Genomic DNA, 21409 nt, shown 5'->3' with positions numbered 1-21409 from the left:
GGTTGCGCCAGGTCGGGGTGTCCTCGGGCCGTCCACGCCCGAGGACACCCCGACCTGGCGCAACCGGGGCGGATCGAAGCAGGTTGTGCGCTACGGCTGGGTGGCGGGGCGGCGGCCGGGTTCGGCGTCGGCGTAGACCGCGAAGCCCCGGTCGGCGCAGCGCCGGTAGAAGGCGGCCAGCACGCCCAGCTCGGCGCAGGTGAAGTCCCACTGCGGCGGGGCGCCGTTCTCGTCGCGCAGCCGGTCGAGCCGGCTGTCCAGCCAGCGGAGCTGCTGTTCGGCCAGGCGGCCGTCGGCCAACAGCGAGCGGAGCACCTCGCTGACCGTTTCGAAGGTGACCGTCTCGCCGTGCGGCCGGTGCTGGGCGATGAACCGCTCCACCCCACCCGCGATCCAGGAGCAGCCGTCCGGGTCGATCACCGGGTCCTCGTCCTCGGCGGCGGCCTCGGTGGCGTACAGCACATTCTCCAGACCGAGGATCAGGTCCACCAGTTCGGTGTAGGCGGTGGCCCGTACGGTGCCGGTCTTGGCGATGTGTTCGGCGAGCGCGGCGGTGGGCGCGGAGATCCGGGGGATGTCCACGATCTCGCCGAAGTCGACGAACTCGGCCGGTGCGACCGGATCGTAGAAGCGGCCGGTCCGCGGCCAGTGCACCGCGACGTTGTCCAGCCCCATCTGGCGTCACCCCTTGAGCACGTGTCGGATCGATCGGGTCAATCGTCCCGGTTGTGGACGGTAAAGATCAAGACGAACGGCGGCGGTGCCGCAAAGGTACGGTACGGCCACTCTCCGCGCGAGTCTCGACCGGCCGCCCCGGCGACCGATTCCCCGGCGACGCCGCCGGAGATCGACCCTGGCACGTGGGGGGAGTCGCGGACAGCGCGGTTCGGCCGGCTACGGAGGTCTCAGACGCCGCGCAGGGGTGCCGAGTGGCGTCTTCGTCGGTCGCGCACAGTAGGATTGGGGGCGAGACGAAGACCCGGCACGGAGCGACGGGCACGGGCCCCGGCGGGGCCCCTGATCAAAGTCCTGTGTCGGGTCGAGCCGATCGCGATCCGCGGGCAACCGCGGCGACCGGCGCACACGATCCGTGACCTGGCGTCCCGGGGTCGGTCTGTGCGTCGACGTCGCGTCCTGTCCGCCGAACCCGCGTCCCCGCGCCCTGTGGCGTGGCCGGCGCGAGAAAGTGGCCGAGGGTGGCAGCGCAGGACAAGCAGGAGTACGGCGCCGAGTCGATCACCGTCCTCGAAGGGCTGGAGGCGGTCCGCAAGCGGCCCGGCATGTACATCGGGTCGACCGGTGAGCGTGGTCTGCACCACCTTGTGTGGGAGGTCGTGGACAACGCCGTTGACGAGGCGCTGGCCGGCCACTGCGACACGATCGACGTGGTGCTGCTGGCCGACGGTGGCGTGCGGGTCACCGACAACGGTCGTGGCTTCCCGGTCGACCTGCACCCGAAGCTCAAGAAGCCCGGTGTCGAGGTCGCGCTGACCGTGCTGCACGCGGGCGGCAAGTTCGACGGCAAGGCGTACGCGGTCTCCGGTGGTCTGCACGGCGTCGGCGTCTCCGTGGTGAACGCCCTCTCCACCCGGATGGCAGTGGAGATCCACAAGTCCGGCTTCGTCTGGCGCCAGCAGTACCACAACTCCAAGCCCGGCCCGCTGGAGAAGGGCGAGCCGACCGACCGGACCGGCTCGGCGGTCTCCTTCTGGCCCGACCCGGACGTCTTCGAGACCGTCGACTTCGACTTCCAGACCATCTACCGGCGGTTGCAGGAGATGGCCTTCCTCAACCGGGGTCTCACCATCCACCTGCTCGACGAGCGGGTCCCGGAGGGTGAGGAGGGCAAGCTCCGTGAGGTCACCTTCTGCTACAAGGGCGGCATCGCCGACTTCGTCCGGCACCTCAACGCCTCGAAGACCCCGATCCACAAGACGGTGGTCGAGTTCGGCGCCGAGGAGGAGGGCATGTCAGTCGAGATCGCCATGCAGTGGAACGAGTCGTACGGCGAGTCGGTCTACACCTTCGCCAACACGATCAACACGCACGAGGGCGGTACCCACGAGGAGGGCTTCCGGGCCGCGCTGACCAGCGTGGTCAACCGGTACGGCGCGGACAAGAAGCTGCTCAAGGGGGACGAGAAGCTCTCCGGCGAGGACATCCGCGAGGGACTGGCGGCGATCATCTCGGTCAAGCTGGCCAACCCGCAGTTCGAGGGCCAGACCAAGACCAAGCTGGGCAACACCCCGGTGAAGAGTTTCGTGCAGCGGGTCTGCAACGAGTGGCTGGTCGACTGGTTGGACCGGAACCCGGCCGAGGCGAAGATCATTATTCAGAAGGCGTCCCAGGCGGCCCGGGCCCGGATCGCCGCCCAGCAGGCCCGCAAGCTCGCCCGCCGCAAGTCGCTGCTGGAGTCCGGTTCGATGCCGGGCAAGCTGGCCGACTGCCAGTCCACCGACCCGCGCGAGTCCGAGGTGTTCATCGTCGAGGGCGACTCGGCCGGCGGCTCGGCCAAGCAGGGGCGCGATCCGCGTACCCAGGCGATCCTGCCGATCCGCGGCAAGATCCTGAACGTGGAGAAGGCCCGGATCGACCGGGTGCTCAAGAACAACGAGGTCCAGGCGCTGATCACCGCCCTCGGCACCGGCATCCACGACGACTTCGACATCGAGAAGTTGCGGTACCACAAGATCGTGCTGATGGCCGACGCCGACGTCGACGGCCAGCACATCCAGACGCTGCTGCTCACCCTGCTGTTCCGCTTCATGCGGCCGCTGGTCGAGCTGGGTCACGTCTACCTGGCCGCCCCGCCGCTCTACAAGATCAAGTGGAACAAGAAGGGCGACGACGCCCAGTACGCGTACTCGGACCGGGAGCGGGACGGGCTCATCGCGCTGCGCCAGCAGAAGAAGCCGAACGCCAAGCCGGACGACATCCAGCGGTTCAAGGGTCTCGGCGAGATGAACTACCCCGAGCTGTGGGAGACCACGATGAACCCGGCCACCCGTACCCTGCGTCAGGTCACGCTGGACGACGCGGCAACCGCCGACGAGTTGTTCAGCGTACTGATGGGTGAGGACGTCGAGGCGCGTCGCTCCTTCATCCAGCGCAACGCCAAGGACGTGCGCTTCCTGGACATCTGACGGCTCGGGCGGGGCGGCCGGCATCCACCGGCCACCCCACCGGTCCACAGAGTTATCCACAGCTTGGCCGGTTTCCACAGCCGTTATCCACAGCACGAGAACGACTCTGAGTCTGATAAGGGTTAACAGTGACCGATACTCCCGAGTCCATCCCGAACGAGCCGGAGACCCCGGAGCCAGCCGTCGCGGCGGTGGTGCAGCACGACCGGATCGAGCCGGTCGGCCTCGAGGTCGAGATGCAGCGTTCGTACCTCGACTACGCGATGAGCGTCATCGTCGGGCGGGCGCTGCCGGACGTCCGGGACGGGCTCAAGCCGGTCCACCGCAAGATCCTTTATGCCATGTTCGACTCCGGCTACCGGCCGGACCGCGGCTACGTGAAGTGCTCCCGCGTCGTCGGTGACGTGATGGGTCAGTTCCATCCGCACGGCGACTCGCCGATCTACGACGCGCTGGTCCGGATGGCCCAGCCCTGGTCGCTGCGCTATCCGCTGGTCGACGGCAACGGCAACTTCGGCTCGCCCGGCAACGACCCGGCCGCCGCCATGCGGTACACCGAGTGCAAGCTCGACCCGCTGGCCATGGAGATGATGCGGGATATCGACGAGGACACCGTCGATATGCAGGACAACTACGACGGTCGGGCCAAAGAGCCCACGATCCTGCCGGCCCGCATCCCCAACCTGCTGATCAACGGTTCCGAGGGCATCGCGGTCGGCATGGCCACCAAGATCCCGCCGCACAACCTGCGGGAGATCGGCGCTGCGGTGCAGTGGTGCCTGGAGCACCCGGAGGCCGACGAGGCCACCACGCTGGAAGCGCTGCTGGAGATCGTCAAGGGTCCGGACTTCCCCACCTACGGCCTGATCGTCGGCCAGGCCGGTATTCAGGACGCGTACCGGACCGGGCGCGGCTCGATCCGGATGCGGGCCGTGGTCGAGGTCGAGGAGGACAAGCGGGGCCGCCCCGCCCTCGTGGTCAGCGAGCTGCCGTACCAGGTCAACCCGGACAACCTGGCCGAGCGGATCGCTGAGCTGATCAAGGAGGGCAAGCTCGCCGGCATCGCCGACATCCGCGACGAGTCCTCCGGCCGTACCGGCATGCGGATCGTGCTCGTGCTCAAGCGCGACGCGGTCGCCAAGGTGGTGCTGAACAACCTCTACAAGCACACCCAGCTCCAGGAGACCTTCGGCGCCAACATGCTGGCGCTCGTCGACGGCGTGCCGCGCACGCTCAACCTGGCCCAGTTCATCCGGTACTACGTCGAGCACCAGATCGAGGTCATCCGCCGGCGGACGGCGTTCCGGCTGCGCAAGGCCGAGGAGCGGGCACACATCCTGCGCGGTCTGGCCAAGGCGCTGGACGCCCTCGATGACGTGATCGCCCTGATCCGGCGTTCGCCCACCGTCGACGACGCCCGGCAGGGCCTGATCCGGCTGCTGGACATCGACGAGATCCAGGCCACCGCGATCCTGGACATGCAGTTGCGCCGCCTGGCCGCCCTCGAGCGGCAGCGCATCCTGGACGACCTGGCGAAGCTGGAAGTGGAGATCGCCGACCTCAAGGACATCCTCGCCAAGCCGGAGCGGCAGCGGCGGATCGTCTCGGAGGAGCTGGGCGAGATCATCGCCAAGTGGGGCGACGAACGGCGGACGAAGATCGTGCCGTTCGACGGCGAGGTCTCGATGGAGGACCTGATCGCCCGCGAGGACGTGGTGGTCACCATCACCCGCACCGGGTACGCCAAGCGCACCAAGGTCGACCTCTACCGCTCGCAGCGGCGTGGCGGCAAGGGTGTCAGCGGGGCCACCCTGCGACAGGACGACATCGTCAGCCACTTCTTCGTCTGCTCGACGCACGACTGGATCCTGTTCTTCACCAACAAGGGCCGGGTCTACCGGGCCAAGGCGTACGAGTTGCCGGAAGCCAGTAGGGTGGCCAAGGGCCAGCACGTGGCCAATCTGCTCGCCTTCCAACCGGACGAGCAGATCGCGCAGATCATCGAGATCCCGAACTACCAGGTGGCCCCCTACCTGGTACTTGCCACGAAGAACGGCCTGGTGAAGAAGACGCGGCTCGAGGAGTTCGACTCCAACCGGTCCGGCGGCATCATCGCGATCAACCTGCGCGATGAGGACGAGCTGGTCGGTGCCGTCCTCGCCGCACCCTCCGACGACCTGCTGATGGTGTCGAAGAACGCGCAGGCGATCCGGTTCAACGCCGGCGACGAGGCGCTGCGGCCGATGGGGCGGGCCACCACGGGAGTGATCGGCATGCGATTCTCCGACGACGACGTCCTTCTCGCGATGGAGGTGGTCCGGGAGGGAATGGACGTCCTGGTGGCCACGAACGGGGGATATGCGAAACGCACCCCGATCGAGGAATACCCGGTCCAGGGCCGGGGAGGTAAGGGCGTGCTGACTGCGAAGATCACCGAGCGACGCGGTGGTCTGGTCGGCGCGGTCGTGATCGACCCGGAGGACGAGTTGTTCGCCATCACCAGCAACGGTGGCGTCATCCGGACTCCGGTGAAGCCTGTACGCCGTACGCGTGACCGGAACACAATGGGGGTCAAGCTGATGGACCTCCCGGACGGCGTGACTATCGTGGCGATTGCTCGCAATGCCGACGAGCCTGACGAACAGGACTAGTGATGACGGAGACACAGGCGAAGTCGGGGAACAAGGGGACCTCGGCCACCCCGGTCGACGAGGAGGCCGCGAAGAGCGGCACAACCGCGGCGGGGCGCGCTGCCGTGGGCCGGGCGACCGTCCCCGCCGACGCGCCTGCCCCGAAGTTCACCCGGGCTCCTGGCATGGCACCGCCGCCGGAGAAGCCCGGCGACGACGCGCCGGCGAGCGAGAAGACCGAGACATCGGGAGTCGAGGCTTCGACCTCCGCCGCCACGCCGGTGGCCACGTCGAGCCCGTCGAGCAACACCACCCAACCGATCAGGGTGGGCGCCGCCGCGTCACCGTCGAGTACCGGTACCCAGCCCAAGGTGGGCGGCGGGGCCAAGCCGTCGCCGTCGCCGGACGGCGCCCGGCCGACCGGCGCGGGCCGCCCCGCCAACGGAGGCGGCCTGCCGCCGGGGATCGGCAACCCGGCGGCCGTCGGAGCCGCACGGGTGGGTGACGCGGTACGCGCCGCGCGTACCTCCGTCACCTCGGCCGCCTCGCGCGGGCCGCGCCGGGCCCGGCTGAACCTCAAGCGGATCGATCCCTGGTCGGTGATGAAGTTCGCGTTCGCCGTCTCCGTGGTGCTCTTCATCGTGGTGGTGGTCGCCACCTCGGTGCTCTACCTCGCCCTGGACGCCATGGGCGTGTTCCAGAGCGTCAACGACAGCCTGACCGACCTGGTCAACGCGGGCGGTCAGACCTCCGGCGGTTTCCAGATCACCGCCAAGGGCGTGATCCTCAGTTCCGCGCTGATCGGCCTGGTCAACGTTGTCCTGTTCACCGCGCTCGCCACGCTCGGCGCGTTCGTCTACAACGTCTGCGCCGACCTGGTCGGCGGGATCGAGCTGACCCTCGCCGAGCGCGACTGACCTCGTCTCAACGCCGGGGCGCCGCTGGTGCGGCGCCCCGGCGTCGAAGCTGTCCACTGACGTTGCTCCCTGATCGACCTTCCGGCCGGCAGCCACCCCGCCTGGTCCGACTCCCCAACCGTCCCGCCCCGGCTCGGTCGACTTCCCCTGCCGCGTGTAGCGCAGCGCCTCTCGGTTGCCCGGACACCCAACCCGCCGCATCACAGTCGATCTGCACGGCCGGAACCGAGTACACGCGAGGAAACAAGTCGCCGCCGCCGGGCACTGCGAGTACGGTCGAGCTGGCGTGAGCGCCACGGTCACCCCGATTTGGGGCCGGACCCGGCGATGGGTTAACCTTGCTCGTCGCCACGCGGGGCTATAGCTCAGTCGGTTAGAGCGCAGAGCTGATAACTCTGAGGTCGCTGGTTCGATTCCAGCTAGCCCCACCGCACACCCGTTCCGACGGTAGTCGAGCGCGAAGGGGCGCCCCATGTTCAAGAAGCTTCTGATCCTGGCCGGCGTCGTCGCCGTGGCTGCCGTCGTCGCTCAGAAGGTCAAGGCTTCCAACGACGAGCGGGCCCTCTGGCACGAGGCGACCACCGCACCCGACCTGCGCTGACCCGCTCGTCACAGCCAGCACCAGGCGGCACCGACCGCCCTGGGGGCCCTAGCTCAACTGGCAGAGCACTGCCTTTGCAAGGCAGGGGTTAGGGGTTCGAGTCCCCTGGGCTCCACCATCTCCTCCCCGCATCTCTGCGGTTGAGAGCGCCGGTCGTAGAACCTTCCAACGATGCCGCAAAGGCCGATCACGCTTCGGCCACCAGCGCACGTACGTCTCTAGCGTGACCCGGAGTGTCTTGTGCCGGAGCACCTCCTGCGGCTCGGCGTGCTTCATGATCAGCCTCGTGGCGAAGAAGTGCCGCAGAGCGTGAGGAAGGTCCCGTGCCCTTCGGCCTGCCGGCTGCGTCCCGCCAGTCCGCCCACTCCCACGACCAGGCCCGGTCGGTGGACGCGTTACCGCGCTGAGCGTGAACAGCAGCGGCACCGACTGCCGGACGGGATCGTTTGATCGAGGTACGGGGTGCCCTCCTCCAGCGCCCACCCGACCTCCCGGGAGAGCCGCCACCGCTCCCCGTACTACCGCAGCGTCAGGTTGTGCTCGGACTGCTGCACCTTCGGCTCCTCGGCCACGCCCGCACGGGCGCGAGCGTCGAAGGCGTCCACGTCTGCCTTCCGTTCGAAGAGTGGCGTACGCGGCTGACCACCGGCTCGGTGAAGCGAACCCGCCAGCGCCTGTCCTGCCCGTGCCGTCGGGACCGGAGGCGCTTGCCGTCAGCGCCGCGCCCGCTGAGGTACCAGAGACCGTCAACGCCTGCTGTTCGGGCGGGTCCGCAAGCGGGCCGCCCCGAGGTGGAACATGCTTGGCTCAGGGCTTGGCGGTACGGCCGCCACGGGGACGGCCCGGGTGGTCGACACAACCACGGCGACTCACGCCATTGGTTCGGTCAACGAAGGGTCGCCCGCACCGGACGCAGCGCTTGAGTCGTCGCCATCCGTGGGCGGCGACCAGCACGGCCAAGGCGGTGGCGGCAGCGGCGTGTGGATCTTGTCCCGCCACCACCATCCGCCATTCGCCGTCTCGTCCGATCAGCTGTGGGGTTGCCCCGGCGCGAATCAGCGCCTCGTTGAGCAGGTCGCTGGCTCGTTTCTCGTCGGGAAGCACCGCGCAGAGCTCCGCCAGTGTGACCAAGAGCGTCGTCTCGGCTAACAACAGGCCAGGATCAAGCATCCGGTAGGGCGGCACGACGGCCCGCCAGAGGCCGTCACTCATCGGCGATGAGGACACCCATTGATCGCGCGGTGCCGGCTACCTGCTTCATCGCAGCCTCCACGTCGTCGGTGTTGAGATCCGGAAGCTTCCGTAACGCGACCTCTCGCAACTGCTCCCGCGACATCTTCGCGACCGACTCGGCTCCGGGCCGACCCGATCCCTTCGACAATCCTAGGGTCCGCCGGATGAGATGAGACGTTGGAGGGGTCCGATACTCCAGCGCGTAGGAACGGTCCTCGAAGATCGTCACGACAACAGGCACGATGTCGCCTCGCTGGCCTGCGGTGGCCGCGTCATAGTCGAGCTTGACCTGCCGCGTGTTGATGCCAGTCGGACCGAGCATCTTGCCGATCTCGACCATTGCGGCATTACCCGCCTCAAGCTCAAGCTTCAAGCGGCGGGAAACCTTCATCTGCTTCGCCATGCCGGCGACGCTAGAACCTCACGTGACAGAAGGGTCAAACTAGTTCGACGGGCCGACCGTTGCCGATTGTCCAGTTGGGCTAACAGTGCGGGGCGAGCTTCCCGCTCGTCGGCGGACGAGGGGTTCAGTTCGGCGGATGCCGTCATCGAGTCACCTCGGCTCGGCCGTCGTGCGCGCCGCCCCACCGCACGGCCGCCAGGAGCGTGTCGGTCCGGTTGTGGACGGCGGTACCCGGCACCTCGCGGGCCCCGCCGGCCGTGCCGGTTCAGCCCTGAGCCGCCGCACCGCCCGGGTCCTGCGCCGCGGTCGTGGTCACCGTGCTTTCTGGATCGTACGGTGATTGGCGACATTCGATGAAATGACGCTCTCCTGCCGGACATGTAGATGTGCTGGGCGGCCCCGCCCAGCACTGGCCCAGGTGAAGGGAGCTCAGTTGGCACGCGCCGCACCCCCCTCGCGTGATGGCGATGCCGCCACCCGGTTCGAGGCCCTGTACCGGGCATGTTACGGAGACCTGCTCCGGTATGCCCTACGCCGCTCGGACCGCCCGGAGATGGCCGCCGACGTGGTGGCGGACACCTTCGTCGTCGCCTGGCAACGCATCGACGACATTCCGGCGAACCAGGAGAGGGCGTGGCTCTACGGGGTGGCCCGCAATGTCCTCGCCAACCAGCATCGGACCGCCCGCCGCGCCACCAGGCTCGCCAGCAGACTCCGCGACGAACTCGCCCACGTCACGGTGACCCAGCCGGAGGTTCCCGCCGACGTCGCCGCCGCCTTCCGCGAACTTCCGGACGCCGACCAGGAGCTCCTGCGTCTCGTGGCCTGGGAGGAGCTGAAGGCCGACGAGCTGGCGTTGGCCCTCGACTGCTCCACGAACGCCGTACGCATCCGCCTGCACCGCGCCCGCCGCCGGTTCGCCGAGGCACTGCGGGCCTCCTTCCTCACAACGTGACCACCGACCGCACGACATGACGAAGGAATCACCATGACCGACACCGACGAGCAGCACGACCGGCTGATCCGGCTGCTGTCTCCACAGTTCACCATCCCCCCCTCCGCGTCGGAGCCGACCGGGCCCGCCGCCGACGAACTCCGCCGACTCATCATGGGAGTGCCCACCGTGTCTCCGGTAACCGACATCACGAAGCAGGACGTGCAGCCCGTCAACGGTACGAACGGCCGTCGCAGGACCTGGAGCCTGCGCCGGCGCCTCGCCTTCGCGGGGCCGGCCCTCGCGGGGCTGGGCGCGCTGGCCTTCGTCGTGAGCGCTGTGCTGCCCGCGTCCAGCCCGGTCGGCCCCACCCCGGCCCAGGCCAACACGCTCCAGATCAGCCAGGACGGGGGTCACCTCGACGTCAGGATTCTGGACTCCGTTGCCGACCCGCAGCGATACAAGGCCGAACTCGCCCGGCACGGGCTCAACATCGACCTGAAGCTGGCACCCGCCACTGCGGATCGGACCGGACGGGTCATCTTCATGGAGGAAAGTAGCCCCGGCATCACCACCATCGAGGCACCGGGCGACTGTGCCGCCGGCGGAAACTGCTCCGTCGGCATCCGGGTGCCGCTGAACTACAAGGGCCAGGCGGTGATCGTCTTCGGCCGTACGCCCAAGCCTGGCGAGGCCGCCGAGGGTGACGCCCCGGTCCTGGACGAGGCACAGGAGGCGAAGCTGAAGGCGCTGAAGGGCAAGCGGGTGTCCGACGTGCGCCAGGAACTGACCGCCCTCGGCCAGACCGCCACGTACCGGGTGGGCTTCGAGTCCCGCGAAACCGCGGCCGACCAGGTGCCGGGTAGCTGGTACGTCTACGACACCGCGCCCCTGGCAAACAACGTCGTGGTGCTGTGGGTCTCCGTGGACGGCAAGGAGCCCGCTCCCGGTTCCTGACCGTCGGGACTCCGCGCTGCCGAGTCGACCGCGGACAGGTTAGCGTCGGGGGCGTGACCTCCCGATCTCCTCGTCTCCTGCCCGCCGAGTCCGGCATCGCCCAGGCCGCCGTCGTGCTACGCGACGGCGGCCTGGTGGCGTTCCCCACCGAGACCGTCTACGGGTTGGGAGCGAACGCTCTCGACGCCCGGGCCGCCGCGCGGATCTTCGAGGCGAAGGCACGGCCCAGCTTCGACCCGCTGATCACCCACCTGGCCGACACCGCCGACCTGGAGAGGTTGGTCGGTCCGGTGCCGGCGGCGGTCGCCGCGCTGGCCGGGCGATTCTGGCCAGGGCCGCTGACCCTGATCGTGGACCGGCCGGTGGAGATCCCGCCCATCGTCACCTCGGGGCTGGACACCATGGCGGTCCGGGTACCGGACGAGCCGTCCGCCCGGGCGTTGATCCGGGCCGCCGGGGTGCCGGTGGCCGCGCCCAGCGCGAACCGTTTCGGGCAACTCAGCCCGACCCGGGCGGAACACGTGGTGCAGGGGCTCGGTGCGGCGGTCGACGTGGTGCTCGACGGCGGCGCCACCCGGTGCGGCATCGAGTCGACCATCGTGGACGCGCGCGGCCCGCAGCCGGTGGTGTTGCGTCTCGGCGCACTCGCCCTGGAGGACCTGGTCGCGGCGGTCGGGCCGGTGAGCGTACGCCCGGGCAGCTCCGGGCAGCCGGTGGCACCGGGGACGCTGGCCGCGCACTACGCGCCGCGTACCCCGTTGCGGGTGGTGTCCGGCGTGGAGCCGCCGCCCGGCGACGGCCGCCGGCGGGGGTTCCTGGCCTTCCGGGAGGCCCCGGCTGGCGGGTACGCGGCGGTCGAGGTGCTCTCCCCCGGCGGGGACGTGACGGAGGCCGCCGCCCGGCTCTTCGACGCGCTGCACCGGCTCGACGCCGCCGGGGTGACCGAGATCCACGCCGAGCCGGCACCGGAGCAGGGGGTCGGCCGGGCGATCAACGACCGGCTGCGCCGCGCCGCCGCCACCTGGTCCGCTCCCGACTGACCGGTCGGGTGCATGGGTCGACCATCCGGGGGTGCGCCCCCGGCCCGTGCCGACCGGGCAGCGCGGTCAGGCGCAGCGTGCCGTCACCCCGGCGCAGCTCGCGCGACTGCCAGGTGGGCAGGCCCTCGGCGGCCCCGAACCCCCAGCGGCGCAGCGTACGCCCGGCCGCCGGGGTGGTGACGATCGGCAGTTCCCGGTCGAGTTCCCGGCGGGCCACCCGGTCGAAGTGGTCGCCGTGCAGGTGGGAGAGGACCACCGCGAGGACCACCGCGTCCAGGGCGGGTAGCTGCGCGATGGTCAACGCCGGACGTCGCGGTGCCGACGAACGTCACCTCAGCCGTGTCCATCGTCATCCGCGGTCCGTACCCCCGATCCGTCGGTCGAATCCGGTGGCGGGGCGACACCGGGTGGTGGCGGGAGGTGGTCGACCAGCCGGGTGAGCGCGCCGTTGGCGAACGTCGCGCCCAGCGCCGACCCGGCGGCGATGCCCCAGCCGACCGGGCCGAGCGGGGTGCAACCGAAGAACTGGCTGACCCCGGGGGTCTGCACCACCGCGGCCAGCACACCGATCGAGACGGCGGTGGAGGCGAGCACGGTCGGGCTGGTGCCGCCGGCCAGCACCGTCTGGCCGAGCTGGGTGCCGACCAGCGACACCAGCGCCACCGTGCCGGCCCGACGTTCCTGCCGGCCGGTGTGACGGGCCAGGGTCCAGCCGGCCGTCGCGCCGAGGGTCGTGGCGGCGGCCCGCAGGCTGATCTCCTTGGTCATCGTCTCGCCGAGGGAGGTGTCCGGGCCCTCCCGCAGCAGCCCGTCGGCGTGGTCCGCGTCGGGCGGCCGGATCGCGATGGCCAGCGCCGGCGCCAGGTCGGTGAGGAGGTTGACCAGGAGCAGCTGCCGTCCGTTCAGCGCCGAACGGCCGGTCGTGGCGGCGGTCAGCACGCTGAACGCGATCTCGCCGAGGTTGCCGCCGACCAGGATGCTCAGCGCGTGGCGTACCGACGACCACATCGCCCGCCCCTCCACGAGAGTGGCGATGATGGTCTCCAACCGGTCGTCGGTCACCACCAGGTCAGCGGCGGCGCGGGCGGCGGGAGTGCCGCGCTGGCCGAGAGCGATGCCGACGTCGGCCAGCCGGATCGCCGGCGCGTCGTTGGCGCCGTCCCCGGTCATCGCGACCGTACGGCCGTGCTTCTGCAGCACCTGGATGATCCGCACCTTGTGCGCCGGGGTGCAGCGGGCCACCACGTCGGTGCGGGACAGCCGCTCCGCGAGGGCGTCGTCGTCGAGCCGGTCCAGTTCGGTGGCGGTGGCCACCCGCTGCTCCTCGTGGTCCGGGCTGATGATCGAGGCGATCGCCTCGGCGGTCGCCGGGTGATCCCCGGTGATCATGATGGTGTGCACGCCGGCCTGCCGGATCCGGCGCACCGCCGGGGCCGCGGACTTCCGCACCCCGTCGGCCAGCGCGAGGTAACCGACGAACACCAGGTCGGTCACCTCCTCGTCGGTCACCTGCTCGACCGCTGTCCGGCACTCGGCGACGGCGAGGATGCGGTGCCCCGCCCCGGCCCGTTCGGCGAGCATGGCGTGCAGCCCGGCGCGGGTCTCGTCGTCCAGCGGCGCGTCCCGCCCGTCCGGCGTCCGCCACGCCCCGCACCGGGGCAGCACCGTCTCCGGCGCGCCCTTCACGCTGAGCAGCAGCCCGCCACCAGCACGGCCGACGGTGGCGTGGTACCCCCGGGACGGCTCGAACGGCAGGCCACCGATCGCTTCCCAGCCGTCCGCGCCGGTCCGTTCGGTCACCCCGGCGTCCCGGGCGCCGTACCGGACGGCCCGGTCGGTGTGCTGCGACAGCTCCTCCGGATTCTCGGCGTACGGGGTGGCGCGCAACGCGACGGCGAGGGTGCGGCGCAGCCCGTCGTCGAGCTGGTCCACCGCGGCGTACCGGTCGTCGTCGCCCACCCCGGCCAGTAGCAGCTTGCCTTCGGTGAGGGTGCCGGTCTTGTCGAAGCAGAGCACGTCGACCCGACCCAGCGCCTCGATGGTGCGCGGGTTGCGGACCAGCGCGCCGTGCTCGGCCAGCCGCCGGGCCGCCGCCAGTTGCGCGGCGCTGACCAGGAACGGCAACCCCTCGGGGACCGACGCCACGGCCAGGTTCGCGGCGGTCGCCGCCGTCTCCGCCAGCGGTACGCCCCGCAGCAGCCCCGTACCGGCGACCGCGATCGCCGAGCCCGCCGCCAGCGGCACCGCCGCACCGGTCAGCCGGCCGAGCCGGGCCTCCACCCCGCTGGCCGGGGGCGCCTGCCGGGCCAGGGCCAGGCTGCGACCGGCTTCGGTGTCGGCACCGACCGCCACCACCACGGCGGTGCCGTGACCGGCCGCGACGGTGGTGCCCTCGTACAGCATCGAGTGCCGGTCGGCGACAGCGGTGGCGACCACCGGCTCGGCCGACTTGCCCACCGGCAGTGACTCCCCGGTCAGCGACGACTCGTCGGTCTCCAACCCGTCGCCGGTCAGCACCCGGCAGTCCGCCGGCACCGCGTCCCCGGTTCCGAGGACGATCACGTCGCCGGGCACCAGGTCGTCGGCGGCGAGCACCTGCTCGGCACCGTCCCGACGGACCCGGGCGGTGACCGCCGAGCGGGACAGCAGCGCGGCCAGGGACCGTTCGGTCGTGCGCCGGTGCACCGCCCCGACCAGGGCCGATCCACCCACCACCCCGCCGACCAGGGCGGCGTCGACCAGCGACCCGACGGTGGCCGACAGCACCGCCCCGGCGGCCAGCACCGGGGTGAGCGGATTGGACAGTTCGTCGACGAAGGCACGCAGCAGCCCGCCCGAGCCGGGTGCGCCCGCCGTGCTCCCGCCGTGCCGGCGGCGGGCCTCGGCGTCGGTGAGCCCGTCCGGGGTGGTGTCGAGGTGACGCAGCACCGTCTCCACGGGCATCAGGTGCCAGGCGGTGGTGGCCGGCGCGGGCGTCCCGGTCGGGTCGGGCAGCCGGTGCGCCCGCCACACACCGTGCGCGAAGGCCAGTGCGGCGGCGCCGTTCACCGCGGCCAGGGCCCGGCTGGGCAGTTGCCGGCGGTCGGCGGTCAACGCGCCGAGCGCGCCGAGGCCGCTGCCCGCCATGGCGATGTGGATGCTCCGCCGGGTCATCTGCCGGGCGGTCCCCACCGCCTCCAGCAGCAGCGCAGGGATCCGCAGGTCGGTGCCGACGAGCAGGTGGGCGCCCCAGGGCGGCAGGTCGTCCGGGGCGGCCATGCCGAGCCCGCAGTCGGAGGCGGCGAGCGCCGCCCGGTCACCAGAGACCAGCATCACCACCGCGCCGTCGCGTTGCAGGGCGCGTACCGAGTCGGCGAGCTGTGCCCCGCCGGGGAGGACGGCGTCGGCGAAGTCGTACGGCCGGGGGTCGTCGGCGGCCACCACCAGCCGCAGACCGGCCTGCCGGGCGGCGGTGGGGAGCAGGTCGACGCCGGGCGCGGGTTCCGGGGCGACCCGGATGACCGCGGCGAGCCGGCCGGCGCGGGCGAGACCGAGGAGCAGGCCACCGCCCTCGCGCAGCCGTCGGCTGTCCGGGGTGTCTCCCGGGTCGTCGGCGTCCAGCCCGGTCAGCGGCCCGAGCCGCCAACCGTCCTCCTCCCGGACCGCCTCCGGCCGGTCCGGGGCGAAGAGCGCGAACGCGCGGGCAGCCACCTCGCCGGTGTCCGCCCCGGCCAGCGGGGCCAGGTCCGCCAGGACGCCCCGCTCCGAGCCGAGCACGGCGGCGTCCAGCACCACCGTGTCGATCCGGTCGAGTTCCCGCAGCACGCTGCGATCCATCGCGATCACGCCCCGGCGGGCCAGCATCCGGCCGAGCTGGGCGGCGTACCCCTCGCGGCCGCTGCCCGGGGCCTTGGGTAGCGAGGTCAGGCCGAGCGCGGCGGACCGTTTCCACCCGACGACCGGGAGCGCCGCTGCCGCGGCGACCGTGCCGGCGCCGAGCGCCCAGGTGACGTACCGCTCGGCCGGACCGTCGGGCTTCGGGCACGGCCGGTCGGTCGCCGGGGACCGGGCGACGGCCCGTTCCGGGTCGCCGGTCAACCCCGGCTCGGCCCTGTTCCAGGCGGAGAGCTGCGCCCGGGCCTCACCCCACTGGACGATCCGCTGCACGCCGTCGAGCACGATGCCGGCCCACCCGCCGGCGAGGCCCTGCGCCACCGCCTCGGCCAGCGGGAAGAGCACGTCGGCGCGGGGGTCGGCGCGTAGCCCCCGGTCGGCGAGGGCGTGCAGCTTCGGATGCAGGTCGACGGCGGTGAGCAGCCCAGACACCTCGCCGGGAACCGGTGCGAACGGCAGGATCCGGGTGGCTGCCGAGAGGGTCAGACCGAGCGCGTCGGAGGCGAGCGCACCCAGCGTGCGGGGGGTGCGGGGCCCCTCCTCGGGCGGGTGCGGCGGCGGGATGTCCGGGTCCGGCTCGTGCGGGCACACCCGTTCCGTCCGGGCCACCGTCGCGATCAGGTCGCGCAGCGGCGGCTTCGGCTCCTCGACGGCCACCACCACCCGGCCGGAGGGGGCGTTCACCCGCGCCCAGGCCACCCCGGGCATCCGCTCCAGGGCCTGCTCGACCTGACGGGCCAGCCGGTCGCCGCCGTCCTGGCAGACGCCGTGCACCTCGATGTGGTGCCGGCCGTCGCGGGACCAGACCCGGCGTCTGGTCAGACCGGCCGCGCGGGCCAGCCGGGACGCGGCCGCGCCGACGGTACGGGAGGTGTCGGCGACCAGGGGCGGCACCGGTGGACGCACCCGGGCGGCGAGCCGGCCCAGCGTGCTCATCGAGCGGTACGGCCGAGCCGTCGGCCCCGCTCCTCGCCGCCGCTGCTGCCGTACGCCATCTCCGCCTCCCGCGTTCGTCCGGCGGCCTGCCTTCCCGCCGTCACGGTCCTTATGCCGCCGGTGTGGGGGAAGTTCGCGCCGTTGGCGGGGCATGGACGCCGGTGGTCGTGGAATCCGGAGGCAACCGACAAACCCAGGGGAGGCCGGGATGAGCACGATCACGCGACACCTCAGCGGCGGTCACGAGACGGTGCGCGCCTACAACCGGCGGGTCGAGGTCCCGATGCTGGGCGAGGTGGCGGTGCCGCCGCCCGACAAGGTCGCCTACTACGCCGGCCTGGGGGTACTGGCCGCGCTCCAGGTCATCGAGTGGCCGCTGGCCTTGGTGATCACCGCCGGGCATCTCCTCGCCGACCAGCACCTCTCCGGTCTGGCCCGGGGGATCGGCGAGGCGTTGGAAGCGGCCTGACGAGATCTGGCTCACGGTTGACCTCACGTCGGGTTGAGGTCGCAGGCTGAACCCCATGGCGATCGAACTGCTCGGGCCCGAGGCGGGCCGGGACCGTGGCACCCGGCCGCGGCACCCGTACCGGCCTGGACAAGCACCGTCGGTCCCGCGCCGGATGCCCGGTACGGCGGCCGGTCGATGACGGCCACGGCCCAGGTGCACACTCCGGCCGCCCGCCTGTACGACCCGGGCCTGCGCGCGATGACCGTGGGCATTGTCGCCCTGGTGTCCCTGCTGGCCTTCGAGGCGCTGGCGGTGGGCACCGCGATGCCCACGGTCGCCCGGGCGCTGGACGGGCTCACCCTCTACGCGCTCGCCTTCGGCGGCACCTTCGCCGCCGGCGTGTTCGCCATGGTGCTCTCCGGCATCTGGTGCGACGTCCGGGGGCCACGGGTGCCGATGTGGAGCGGCGTCGGGCTGTTCGTGGCCGGGTTGCTGCTGGCCGGCAGCGCCGGTGGGATGGGGCAGCTCGTCGTCGGCCGGGCGGTGCAGGGTTTCGGTTCGGGGCTGCTCTCGGTCGCGTTGTACGTCGTCGTCGGGCAGGCGTACCCGGAGCGGTTGCGGCGGAAGGTGTTCGCCGCGTTCGCCGCCGCGTGGGTCGTTCCGTCGCTGGTCGGACCGGCGGTGGCCGGTCTGATCGTCGAGCACCTGGGCTGGCGGTGGGTCTTCCTCGCCGTACCGGCGGTGGCGGTGCCGGCGGCGCTGCTGGTCCAGCCCGGTCTGCGGTCACTGCGTCCGCCGGCCGCCGCGGGGTTGCCCGCCGGGGCGCTGGCGCGGGCCGGCTGGGCGGCCGGGGCGGGGGTGAGCGCCGCACTGCTGCACCACGGGGGGCAGCAGCGCGGCGCGTCCGCCGTGCCGTTGGTGGTGGCCGCGCTGGTGGGCCTGGCCTGCTGCGCGCCCCGGCTGCTGCCGGCCGGTTTCCTGCGCGTGGCGCGTGGCCTGCCCACGGTGATCTGGTTGCGCGGGCTGGCCTCGGCGGCGTTCGCCGGGGCCGAGGTGGTGATCCCGTTGATGCTCTCCCGGCAGCGGGGTTTCTCGCCGACCGCCGCCGGCCTGGTGCTCACCGTCGCCGCGCTGGCCTGGTCGGTGGGCTCCTGGTTGCAGGGGCGGCTGCCCGCGCCCCGCTCGTCGGCGACGTTTCCCAGGGCCGGCCTGGCTTGTGTCACCGTCGGCACGGCCACGGTGACCCTGTCGGTGTGGCCGGCGGTGCCGGTGGTGGTCGGGGTGTGCGGCTGGGCGGTCGCCGGGGCCGGGATGGGTCTGCTCTACCCGTCGTTGTCGGTGCTCACCCTGGAGCTGTCCGCCCCCGACGAGCAGGGGCGCAACAGTTCGTCGCTGCAACTGGGCGACTCGCTCTTCGCCGCCACCGTGCTGGCCCTCACCGGCGCCGTGCTCGCCGCCGGAGCCGTGCCCGGCCCGGGTGAGTACGCCGCCATGCTCGCTGTCGCCGCGTCCTGCGCCCTCGTCGGCCTCCTCGTCGCGTACCGGGTCGCCCCGTCCCGCTGACCCTCCGTCGATCCTGAGGTTGTCGTCCGGCCGTCTCGCCGCAACTTCATGATCGACGGCCTGATCGGGCGTGGCGGAACCGGGCGGGCGGCCAGGATTGGGTGGTGAACTTCCTGACCATCCTGCCGATGGCCGTGGTCATGGTGGCGGGCACCCAGTTGGTGGCGGCGGTCTTCCTGGCCTCCGCCGACCGGCCGCGCCGCGCCTCGGTCGGCTTCCTGGCGGGCGCCGCCGCGGTGGTCGTGCCCGTCACGACGCTTGCCTGGCTGGTCACGAGGACAATCAAGGGCGTGGCCGGCGGAGCCGGCCACGGAGGTGCCGGTCGGAGGCCGGCCGAGACCGCGATCGACGGGGTGGTGCTGGCGCTGCTGCTGGTGCTGGCGGTGGTGGTTTTCCTCCGCCGTCACCGGGCCGGCAGACCCGGGTGGATGGGCAGGCTCCAGCACGCCGACCCCGGGTACGCCTTCCGGCTCGGGCTGACCCTGTTCCTGGCGATGCCCTCCGACGACCTCACCATGCTGACCGTCGGGGCCAGTGCCGCCCGGCACGACCAGCCGTGGTGGCATCTGCTGCCGTTCATGCTGCTGACCCTGCTGCTGCTCGCGTTGCCCCTGCTCGCGCTGCTGCTGCTGCGTCGCCGGGCGGCGCGGGTGCTGCCCGGGATCCGTGACTGGGCCGACCACCACTCGTGGATCGTCAGCGAGATCGTGATCGTGTTCTTCATCCTGATCACCGGGGCCGACCTGCTGAGGTGAACGGTGAAGCCGGGCAGGCTGCCCCGGGAGGGTGGCGCTCGTCGCGCGCCCGACGGTGCCATGATCGGATCGCCGATCCGTCGACATCGGAAGGGTGCGATCCATGAGGGTTCTGGTCACTGGTGCGGGCGGCCTGCTCGGGCGGGCGGTGCTGCCGAGGCTGCGTGCCGACGGATTCGACGTACGGGCGACGAGTCGGCGTCCACGGCACGACCCGGGGGCGGACTGGGCGGTGGTGGACCTGGCCACCGGGGCGGGGCTGACCGAGGCGGTGGCCGGCGTGGACGCCGTGCTTCACCTGGCGTCGCTGCCGAACAGCCGGCACACCCACCGGGTGGACGTGCTCGGCACCCGCCGCCTGGTGCTCGCCGCCGGGCGGGCCGGGGTCAATCACCTCGTGTACGTCTCGATCGTCGGTGTCGACCGGGTGCCGTACCGCTACTACCGGCACAAGCTGGCTGCCGAGCAGGTGGTCGCCGCCGGCCCGGTGCCCTGGACGGTGCTGCGCGCCACCCAGTTTCCGCCGTTCCTGGACGTGCTGCTGCGTACGGCGAGCCGGTTCGGCCCGGTGGTCGGCGACCCGGCGGTGCTCGCCCAACCCGTCGACCAGCACGAGGTCGCCGGCCGGCTCGCCGAACGGCTCACCGCCGGCCCGCTGCGTGGGGTCGAGGAGTACGGCGGGTCGCAGGTGCTCCGCTTCGACGAGGCGGTACGCGCCTGGCAGGCGGCACGGGGATCGCGCCGTCCGCTGCTGCCGGTGCGGTTTCCCGGCCGGCTGGGTCGGGCGCTGCGTGAGGGCGGTCTGACCACCACCGCCACTCCGGCCGGTAGTCGAACCTGGGCCGACTATCTCGCCGACACGTACGGGCGAACCGGCGCTAGTTGAAGCTTTTCCTCGTTCAGGTTCGCCCTACCGTGACGGCATGCTCATGTTCATCGCCACCCTCATCCTCTACGTCTTCGGCTTCGTCTTCCTCTACGGCGTGATCCGGCTCGCTGTCCGGCACGGCATGGAGGACCTGGAGGCAGGGCGTCCGCAGGTGTTGCGCGCGGCACAGAACGCCGCCGCCGACGACCGCGCGTTCCTGCGGGAGAACGCTTTCCTCGGCGGCAGTTGAGTCTCCGTTTCCGACCCCGCGTGGGCCATCGCCGGTGTGGGCATCGCCGTAGTGGGCCGTCGCCGTATGCGCCGGGTGGCGGTACCAGCCCTGTTGGACACCGCCACCCGGCATACGGAGTTGGTCAGGGGTGGGCGGCGCCGGACGTGAGGTGCTCGGCGGGCGGATCGGTATGGCGGATGCGAGGATCGCATCCGTGATGGGGACGTTGAAGACCGAACCCGCCCGGAGTCGCCTCGACCTGCTGGCACCGCCGGTCGCCGCCGCGTTGCGACAGTGGCCGGCGCACGCGCCGATCGACGTGGACGACGTGCTGGTCGCCCCGATCGACGCCGACCTCGCCGACACGGCGGCGTTCTGCGCGGCGTACGAGGTGGGGCTGGACGTGTCGGCCAACTGCGTGGTGGTCGCGGGCCGGCGTGGGGGTGGGATCCGCTACGCCGCCTGCGTCGTGCTGGCCACCACCCGCGCCGACGTCAACGGCATGGTCCGGCAGACGCTCGACGTGCGCAAGGCCAGCTTCGCGCCGATGGCCGACGCGGTGGACCTGACCGGCATGGAGTACGGCGGAATCACCCCGATCGGGTTGCCGGAATCCTGGCCGATCCTGGTCGACGCGCGGGTGATCGCCGCCCCGCACGTGATCGTCGGATCCGGCGTCCGGCACAGCAAGGTCGTGATCCCCGGGCCGGCGCTCGGCGCCCTGCCCGGGGCGACGGTGCTGGAAGGGCTGGCCAAGCCGGTCCTCTGATCCAGTTCTATCGATGTTGTTGCACGTGAAACAAGACCGGTGCCGGTCCTTACGCCGTGTGCCTCGCCGCCCTCGGTCATCGGGTCGAACCGCGGGCCGTCACG

At 71.8% G+C, this 21409-nt stretch carries 18 protein-coding genes and 2 tRNA genes; 15 read left to right on the top strand and 5 right to left on the bottom strand.

What is annotated here, in order from left to right; genetic code table 11:
- Nucleotides 1–90 precede the first annotated feature (90 nt).
- Complete coding sequence (locus E1165_RS10180; protein WP_132390043.1) at nucleotides 91–675, bottom strand: hypothetical protein; 585 nt, start codon at nucleotides 673–675, stop codon at nucleotides 91–93.
- Between the two features lie 521 nt (nucleotides 676–1196).
- Here E1165_RS10180 and gyrB point away from each other — a divergent pair.
- The 6 genes from gyrB to E1165_RS10155 all read left to right on the top strand — a co-directional run bounded on the left by gyrB (nucleotide 1197) and on the right by E1165_RS10155 (nucleotide 7409).
- On the top strand, nucleotides 1197–3143 hold the full coding sequence (gene gyrB, locus E1165_RS10175; protein WP_132390041.1) for a DNA topoisomerase (ATP-hydrolyzing) subunit B: 1947 nt from the start codon (nucleotides 1197–1199) through the stop codon (nucleotides 3141–3143).
- Between the two features lie 128 nt (nucleotides 3144–3271).
- Entirely contained in the window at nucleotides 3272–5794 is a 2523-nt protein-coding gene (gyrA, locus tag E1165_RS10170) for a DNA gyrase subunit A (RefSeq protein WP_132390039.1), read from the top strand.
- 2 nt (nucleotides 5795–5796) lie between these two features.
- A complete protein-coding gene (locus E1165_RS10165; protein WP_132390038.1) occupies nucleotides 5797–6690 on the top strand; it encodes a DUF3566 domain-containing protein in 894 nt (297 codons plus the stop codon).
- Between the two features lie 354 nt (nucleotides 6691–7044).
- Nucleotides 7045–7118 (top strand) — tRNA-Ile (locus tag E1165_RS10160).
- 44 nt (nucleotides 7119–7162) lie between these two features.
- Entirely contained in the window at nucleotides 7163–7291 is a 129-nt protein-coding gene (locus E1165_RS29835) for a DLW-39 family protein (RefSeq protein WP_243704690.1), read from the top strand.
- Nucleotides 7292–7333: 42 nt separating this feature from the next.
- Nucleotides 7334–7409, top strand: a tRNA-Ala gene (locus tag E1165_RS10155).
- A gap of 689 nt (nucleotides 7410–8098) precedes the next feature.
- Here E1165_RS10155 and E1165_RS10145 read toward each other — a convergent pair.
- Together E1165_RS10145 and E1165_RS10140 are read right to left on the bottom strand one after the other, a co-directional pair.
- Nucleotides 8099–8503 carry a hypothetical protein gene (locus E1165_RS10145; RefSeq protein WP_132390037.1) on the bottom strand — a complete coding sequence of 135 codons (405 nt, stop codon included), beginning with the start codon at nucleotides 8501–8503 and terminating at the stop codon, nucleotides 8099–8101.
- Nucleotides 8496–8927, bottom strand: a complete 432-nt coding sequence (locus E1165_RS10140) for an uL11 family ribosomal protein (protein WP_132390036.1) — start codon at nucleotides 8925–8927, stop codon at nucleotides 8496–8498. The genes E1165_RS10145 and E1165_RS10140 overlap by 8 nt, the downstream gene beginning before the upstream one ends.
- Before the next feature lie 358 nt (nucleotides 8928–9285).
- Between E1165_RS10140 and E1165_RS10135 the strand changes: the two genes are divergently transcribed.
- The 3 genes from E1165_RS10135 (at nucleotide 9286) to E1165_RS10125 (ending at nucleotide 11858) form a co-directional block, all read left to right on the top strand.
- Nucleotides 9286–9882 carry an RNA polymerase sigma factor gene (locus E1165_RS10135; protein ID WP_132390035.1) on the top strand — a complete coding sequence of 199 codons (597 nt, stop codon included), beginning with the start codon at nucleotides 9286–9288 and terminating at the stop codon, nucleotides 9880–9882.
- Nucleotides 9883–9915: 33 nt separating this feature from the next.
- Entirely contained in the window at nucleotides 9916–10818 is a 903-nt protein-coding gene (locus tag E1165_RS10130) for a hypothetical protein (RefSeq protein WP_132390033.1), read from the top strand.
- 77 nt (nucleotides 10819–10895) lie between these two features.
- On the top strand, nucleotides 10896–11858 hold the full coding sequence (locus tag E1165_RS10125; protein ID WP_132390051.1) for an L-threonylcarbamoyladenylate synthase: 963 nt from the start codon (nucleotides 10896–10898) through the stop codon (nucleotides 11856–11858).
- On the opposite strand, the gene E1165_RS10120 is transcribed toward E1165_RS10125, so the two are convergent.
- Complete coding sequence (locus E1165_RS10120; protein ID WP_243704689.1) at nucleotides 11809–12159, bottom strand: MBL fold metallo-hydrolase; 351 nt, start codon at nucleotides 12157–12159, stop codon at nucleotides 11809–11811. The genes E1165_RS10125 and E1165_RS10120 overlap by 50 nt on opposite strands.
- 32 nt (nucleotides 12160–12191) lie before the next feature.
- Nucleotides 12192–16667, bottom strand: a complete 4476-nt coding sequence (locus E1165_RS10115) for a cation-translocating P-type ATPase (protein ID WP_132390031.1) — start codon at nucleotides 16665–16667, stop codon at nucleotides 12192–12194.
- A 208-nt stretch (nucleotides 16668–16875) separates the two neighbouring features.
- On the opposite strand from E1165_RS10115, the gene E1165_RS10110 reads away from it, so the two are divergent.
- The 6 genes from E1165_RS10110 to E1165_RS10085 all read left to right on the top strand — a co-directional run bounded on the left by E1165_RS10110 (nucleotide 16876) and on the right by E1165_RS10085 (nucleotide 21305).
- Nucleotides 16876–17136 carry a hypothetical protein gene (locus tag E1165_RS10110; RefSeq protein WP_207916806.1) on the top strand — a complete coding sequence of 87 codons (261 nt, stop codon included), beginning with the start codon at nucleotides 16876–16878 and terminating at the stop codon, nucleotides 17134–17136.
- 177 nt (nucleotides 17137–17313) lie between these two features.
- Nucleotides 17314–18681, top strand: coding sequence for an MFS transporter (locus E1165_RS10105; protein WP_132390027.1), 1368 nt, complete (start codon nucleotides 17314–17316; stop codon nucleotides 18679–18681).
- 104 nt (nucleotides 18682–18785) lie between these two features.
- Entirely contained in the window at nucleotides 18786–19436 is a 651-nt protein-coding gene (locus tag E1165_RS10100; protein WP_132390025.1) for a GAP family protein, read from the top strand.
- 103 nt (nucleotides 19437–19539) lie between these two features.
- The gene (locus E1165_RS10095) at nucleotides 19540–20322 is read left to right on the top strand and encodes an SDR family oxidoreductase (protein ID WP_132390023.1); all 783 of its coding nucleotides are present in this window, start codon (nucleotides 19540–19542) and stop codon (nucleotides 20320–20322) included.
- Nucleotides 20323–20359: 37 nt separating this feature from the next.
- Nucleotides 20360–20554: a hypothetical protein gene (locus E1165_RS10090; protein ID WP_132390021.1), complete on the top strand. Its 195-nt coding sequence runs from the start codon at nucleotides 20360–20362 to the stop codon at nucleotides 20552–20554.
- Between the two features lie 199 nt (nucleotides 20555–20753).
- Entirely contained in the window at nucleotides 20754–21305 is a 552-nt protein-coding gene (locus tag E1165_RS10085) for a YbaK/EbsC family protein (RefSeq protein ID WP_132390049.1), read from the top strand.
- Nucleotides 21306–21409 lie beyond the last annotated feature (104 nt).

This window comes from Micromonospora sp. KC723, assembly GCF_004348595.1.
GTDB lineage: Bacteria > Actinomycetota > Actinomycetes > Mycobacteriales > Micromonosporaceae > Micromonospora.
This window is presented reverse-complemented; position numbering and strand designations above follow the sequence as displayed.

What these genes read in the sequence shown, in the direction of transcription:
- E1165_RS10140 (WP_132390036.1), bottom strand. Translation starts at nt 8,927, where the DNA reads ATGGCGAAGCAGATGAAGGTTTCCCGCCGCTTGAAGCTTGAGCTTGAG.
- E1165_RS10085 (WP_132390049.1), top strand. Translation starts at nt 20,754, where the DNA reads ATGGGGACGTTGAAGACCGAACCCGCCCGGAGTCGCCTCGACCTGCTG.
- E1165_RS29835 (WP_243704690.1), top strand. Translation starts at nt 7,163, where the DNA reads ATGTTCAAGAAGCTTCTGATCCTGGCCGGCGTCGTCGCCGTGGCTGCC.
- E1165_RS10145 (WP_132390037.1), bottom strand. Translation starts at nt 8,503, where the DNA reads ATGAGTGACGGCCTCTGGCGGGCCGTCGTGCCGCCCTACCGGATGCTT.
- E1165_RS10095 (WP_132390023.1), top strand. Translation starts at nt 19,540, where the DNA reads ATGAGGGTTCTGGTCACTGGTGCGGGCGGCCTGCTCGGGCGGGCGGTG.
- E1165_RS10105 (WP_132390027.1), top strand. Translation starts at nt 17,314, where the DNA reads ATGACGGCCACGGCCCAGGTGCACACTCCGGCCGCCCGCCTGTACGAC.
- E1165_RS10130 (WP_132390033.1), top strand. Translation starts at nt 9,916, where the DNA reads ATGACCGACACCGACGAGCAGCACGACCGGCTGATCCGGCTGCTGTCT.
- E1165_RS10110 (WP_207916806.1), top strand. Translation starts at nt 16,876, where the DNA reads ATGAGCACGATCACGCGACACCTCAGCGGCGGTCACGAGACGGTGCGC.
- E1165_RS10115 (WP_132390031.1), bottom strand. Translation starts at nt 16,667, where the DNA reads ATGAGCACGCTGGGCCGGCTCGCCGCCCGGGTGCGTCCACCGGTGCCG.
- E1165_RS10135 (WP_132390035.1), top strand. Translation starts at nt 9,286, where the DNA reads ATGACGCTCTCCTGCCGGACATGTAGATGTGCTGGGCGGCCCCGCCCA.
- E1165_RS10180 (WP_132390043.1), bottom strand. Translation starts at nt 675, where the DNA reads ATGGGGCTGGACAACGTCGCGGTGCACTGGCCGCGGACCGGCCGCTTC.
- E1165_RS10165 (WP_132390038.1), top strand. Translation starts at nt 5,797, where the DNA reads ATGACGGAGACACAGGCGAAGTCGGGGAACAAGGGGACCTCGGCCACC.
- E1165_RS10090 (WP_132390021.1), top strand. Translation starts at nt 20,360, where the DNA reads ATGCTCATGTTCATCGCCACCCTCATCCTCTACGTCTTCGGCTTCGTC.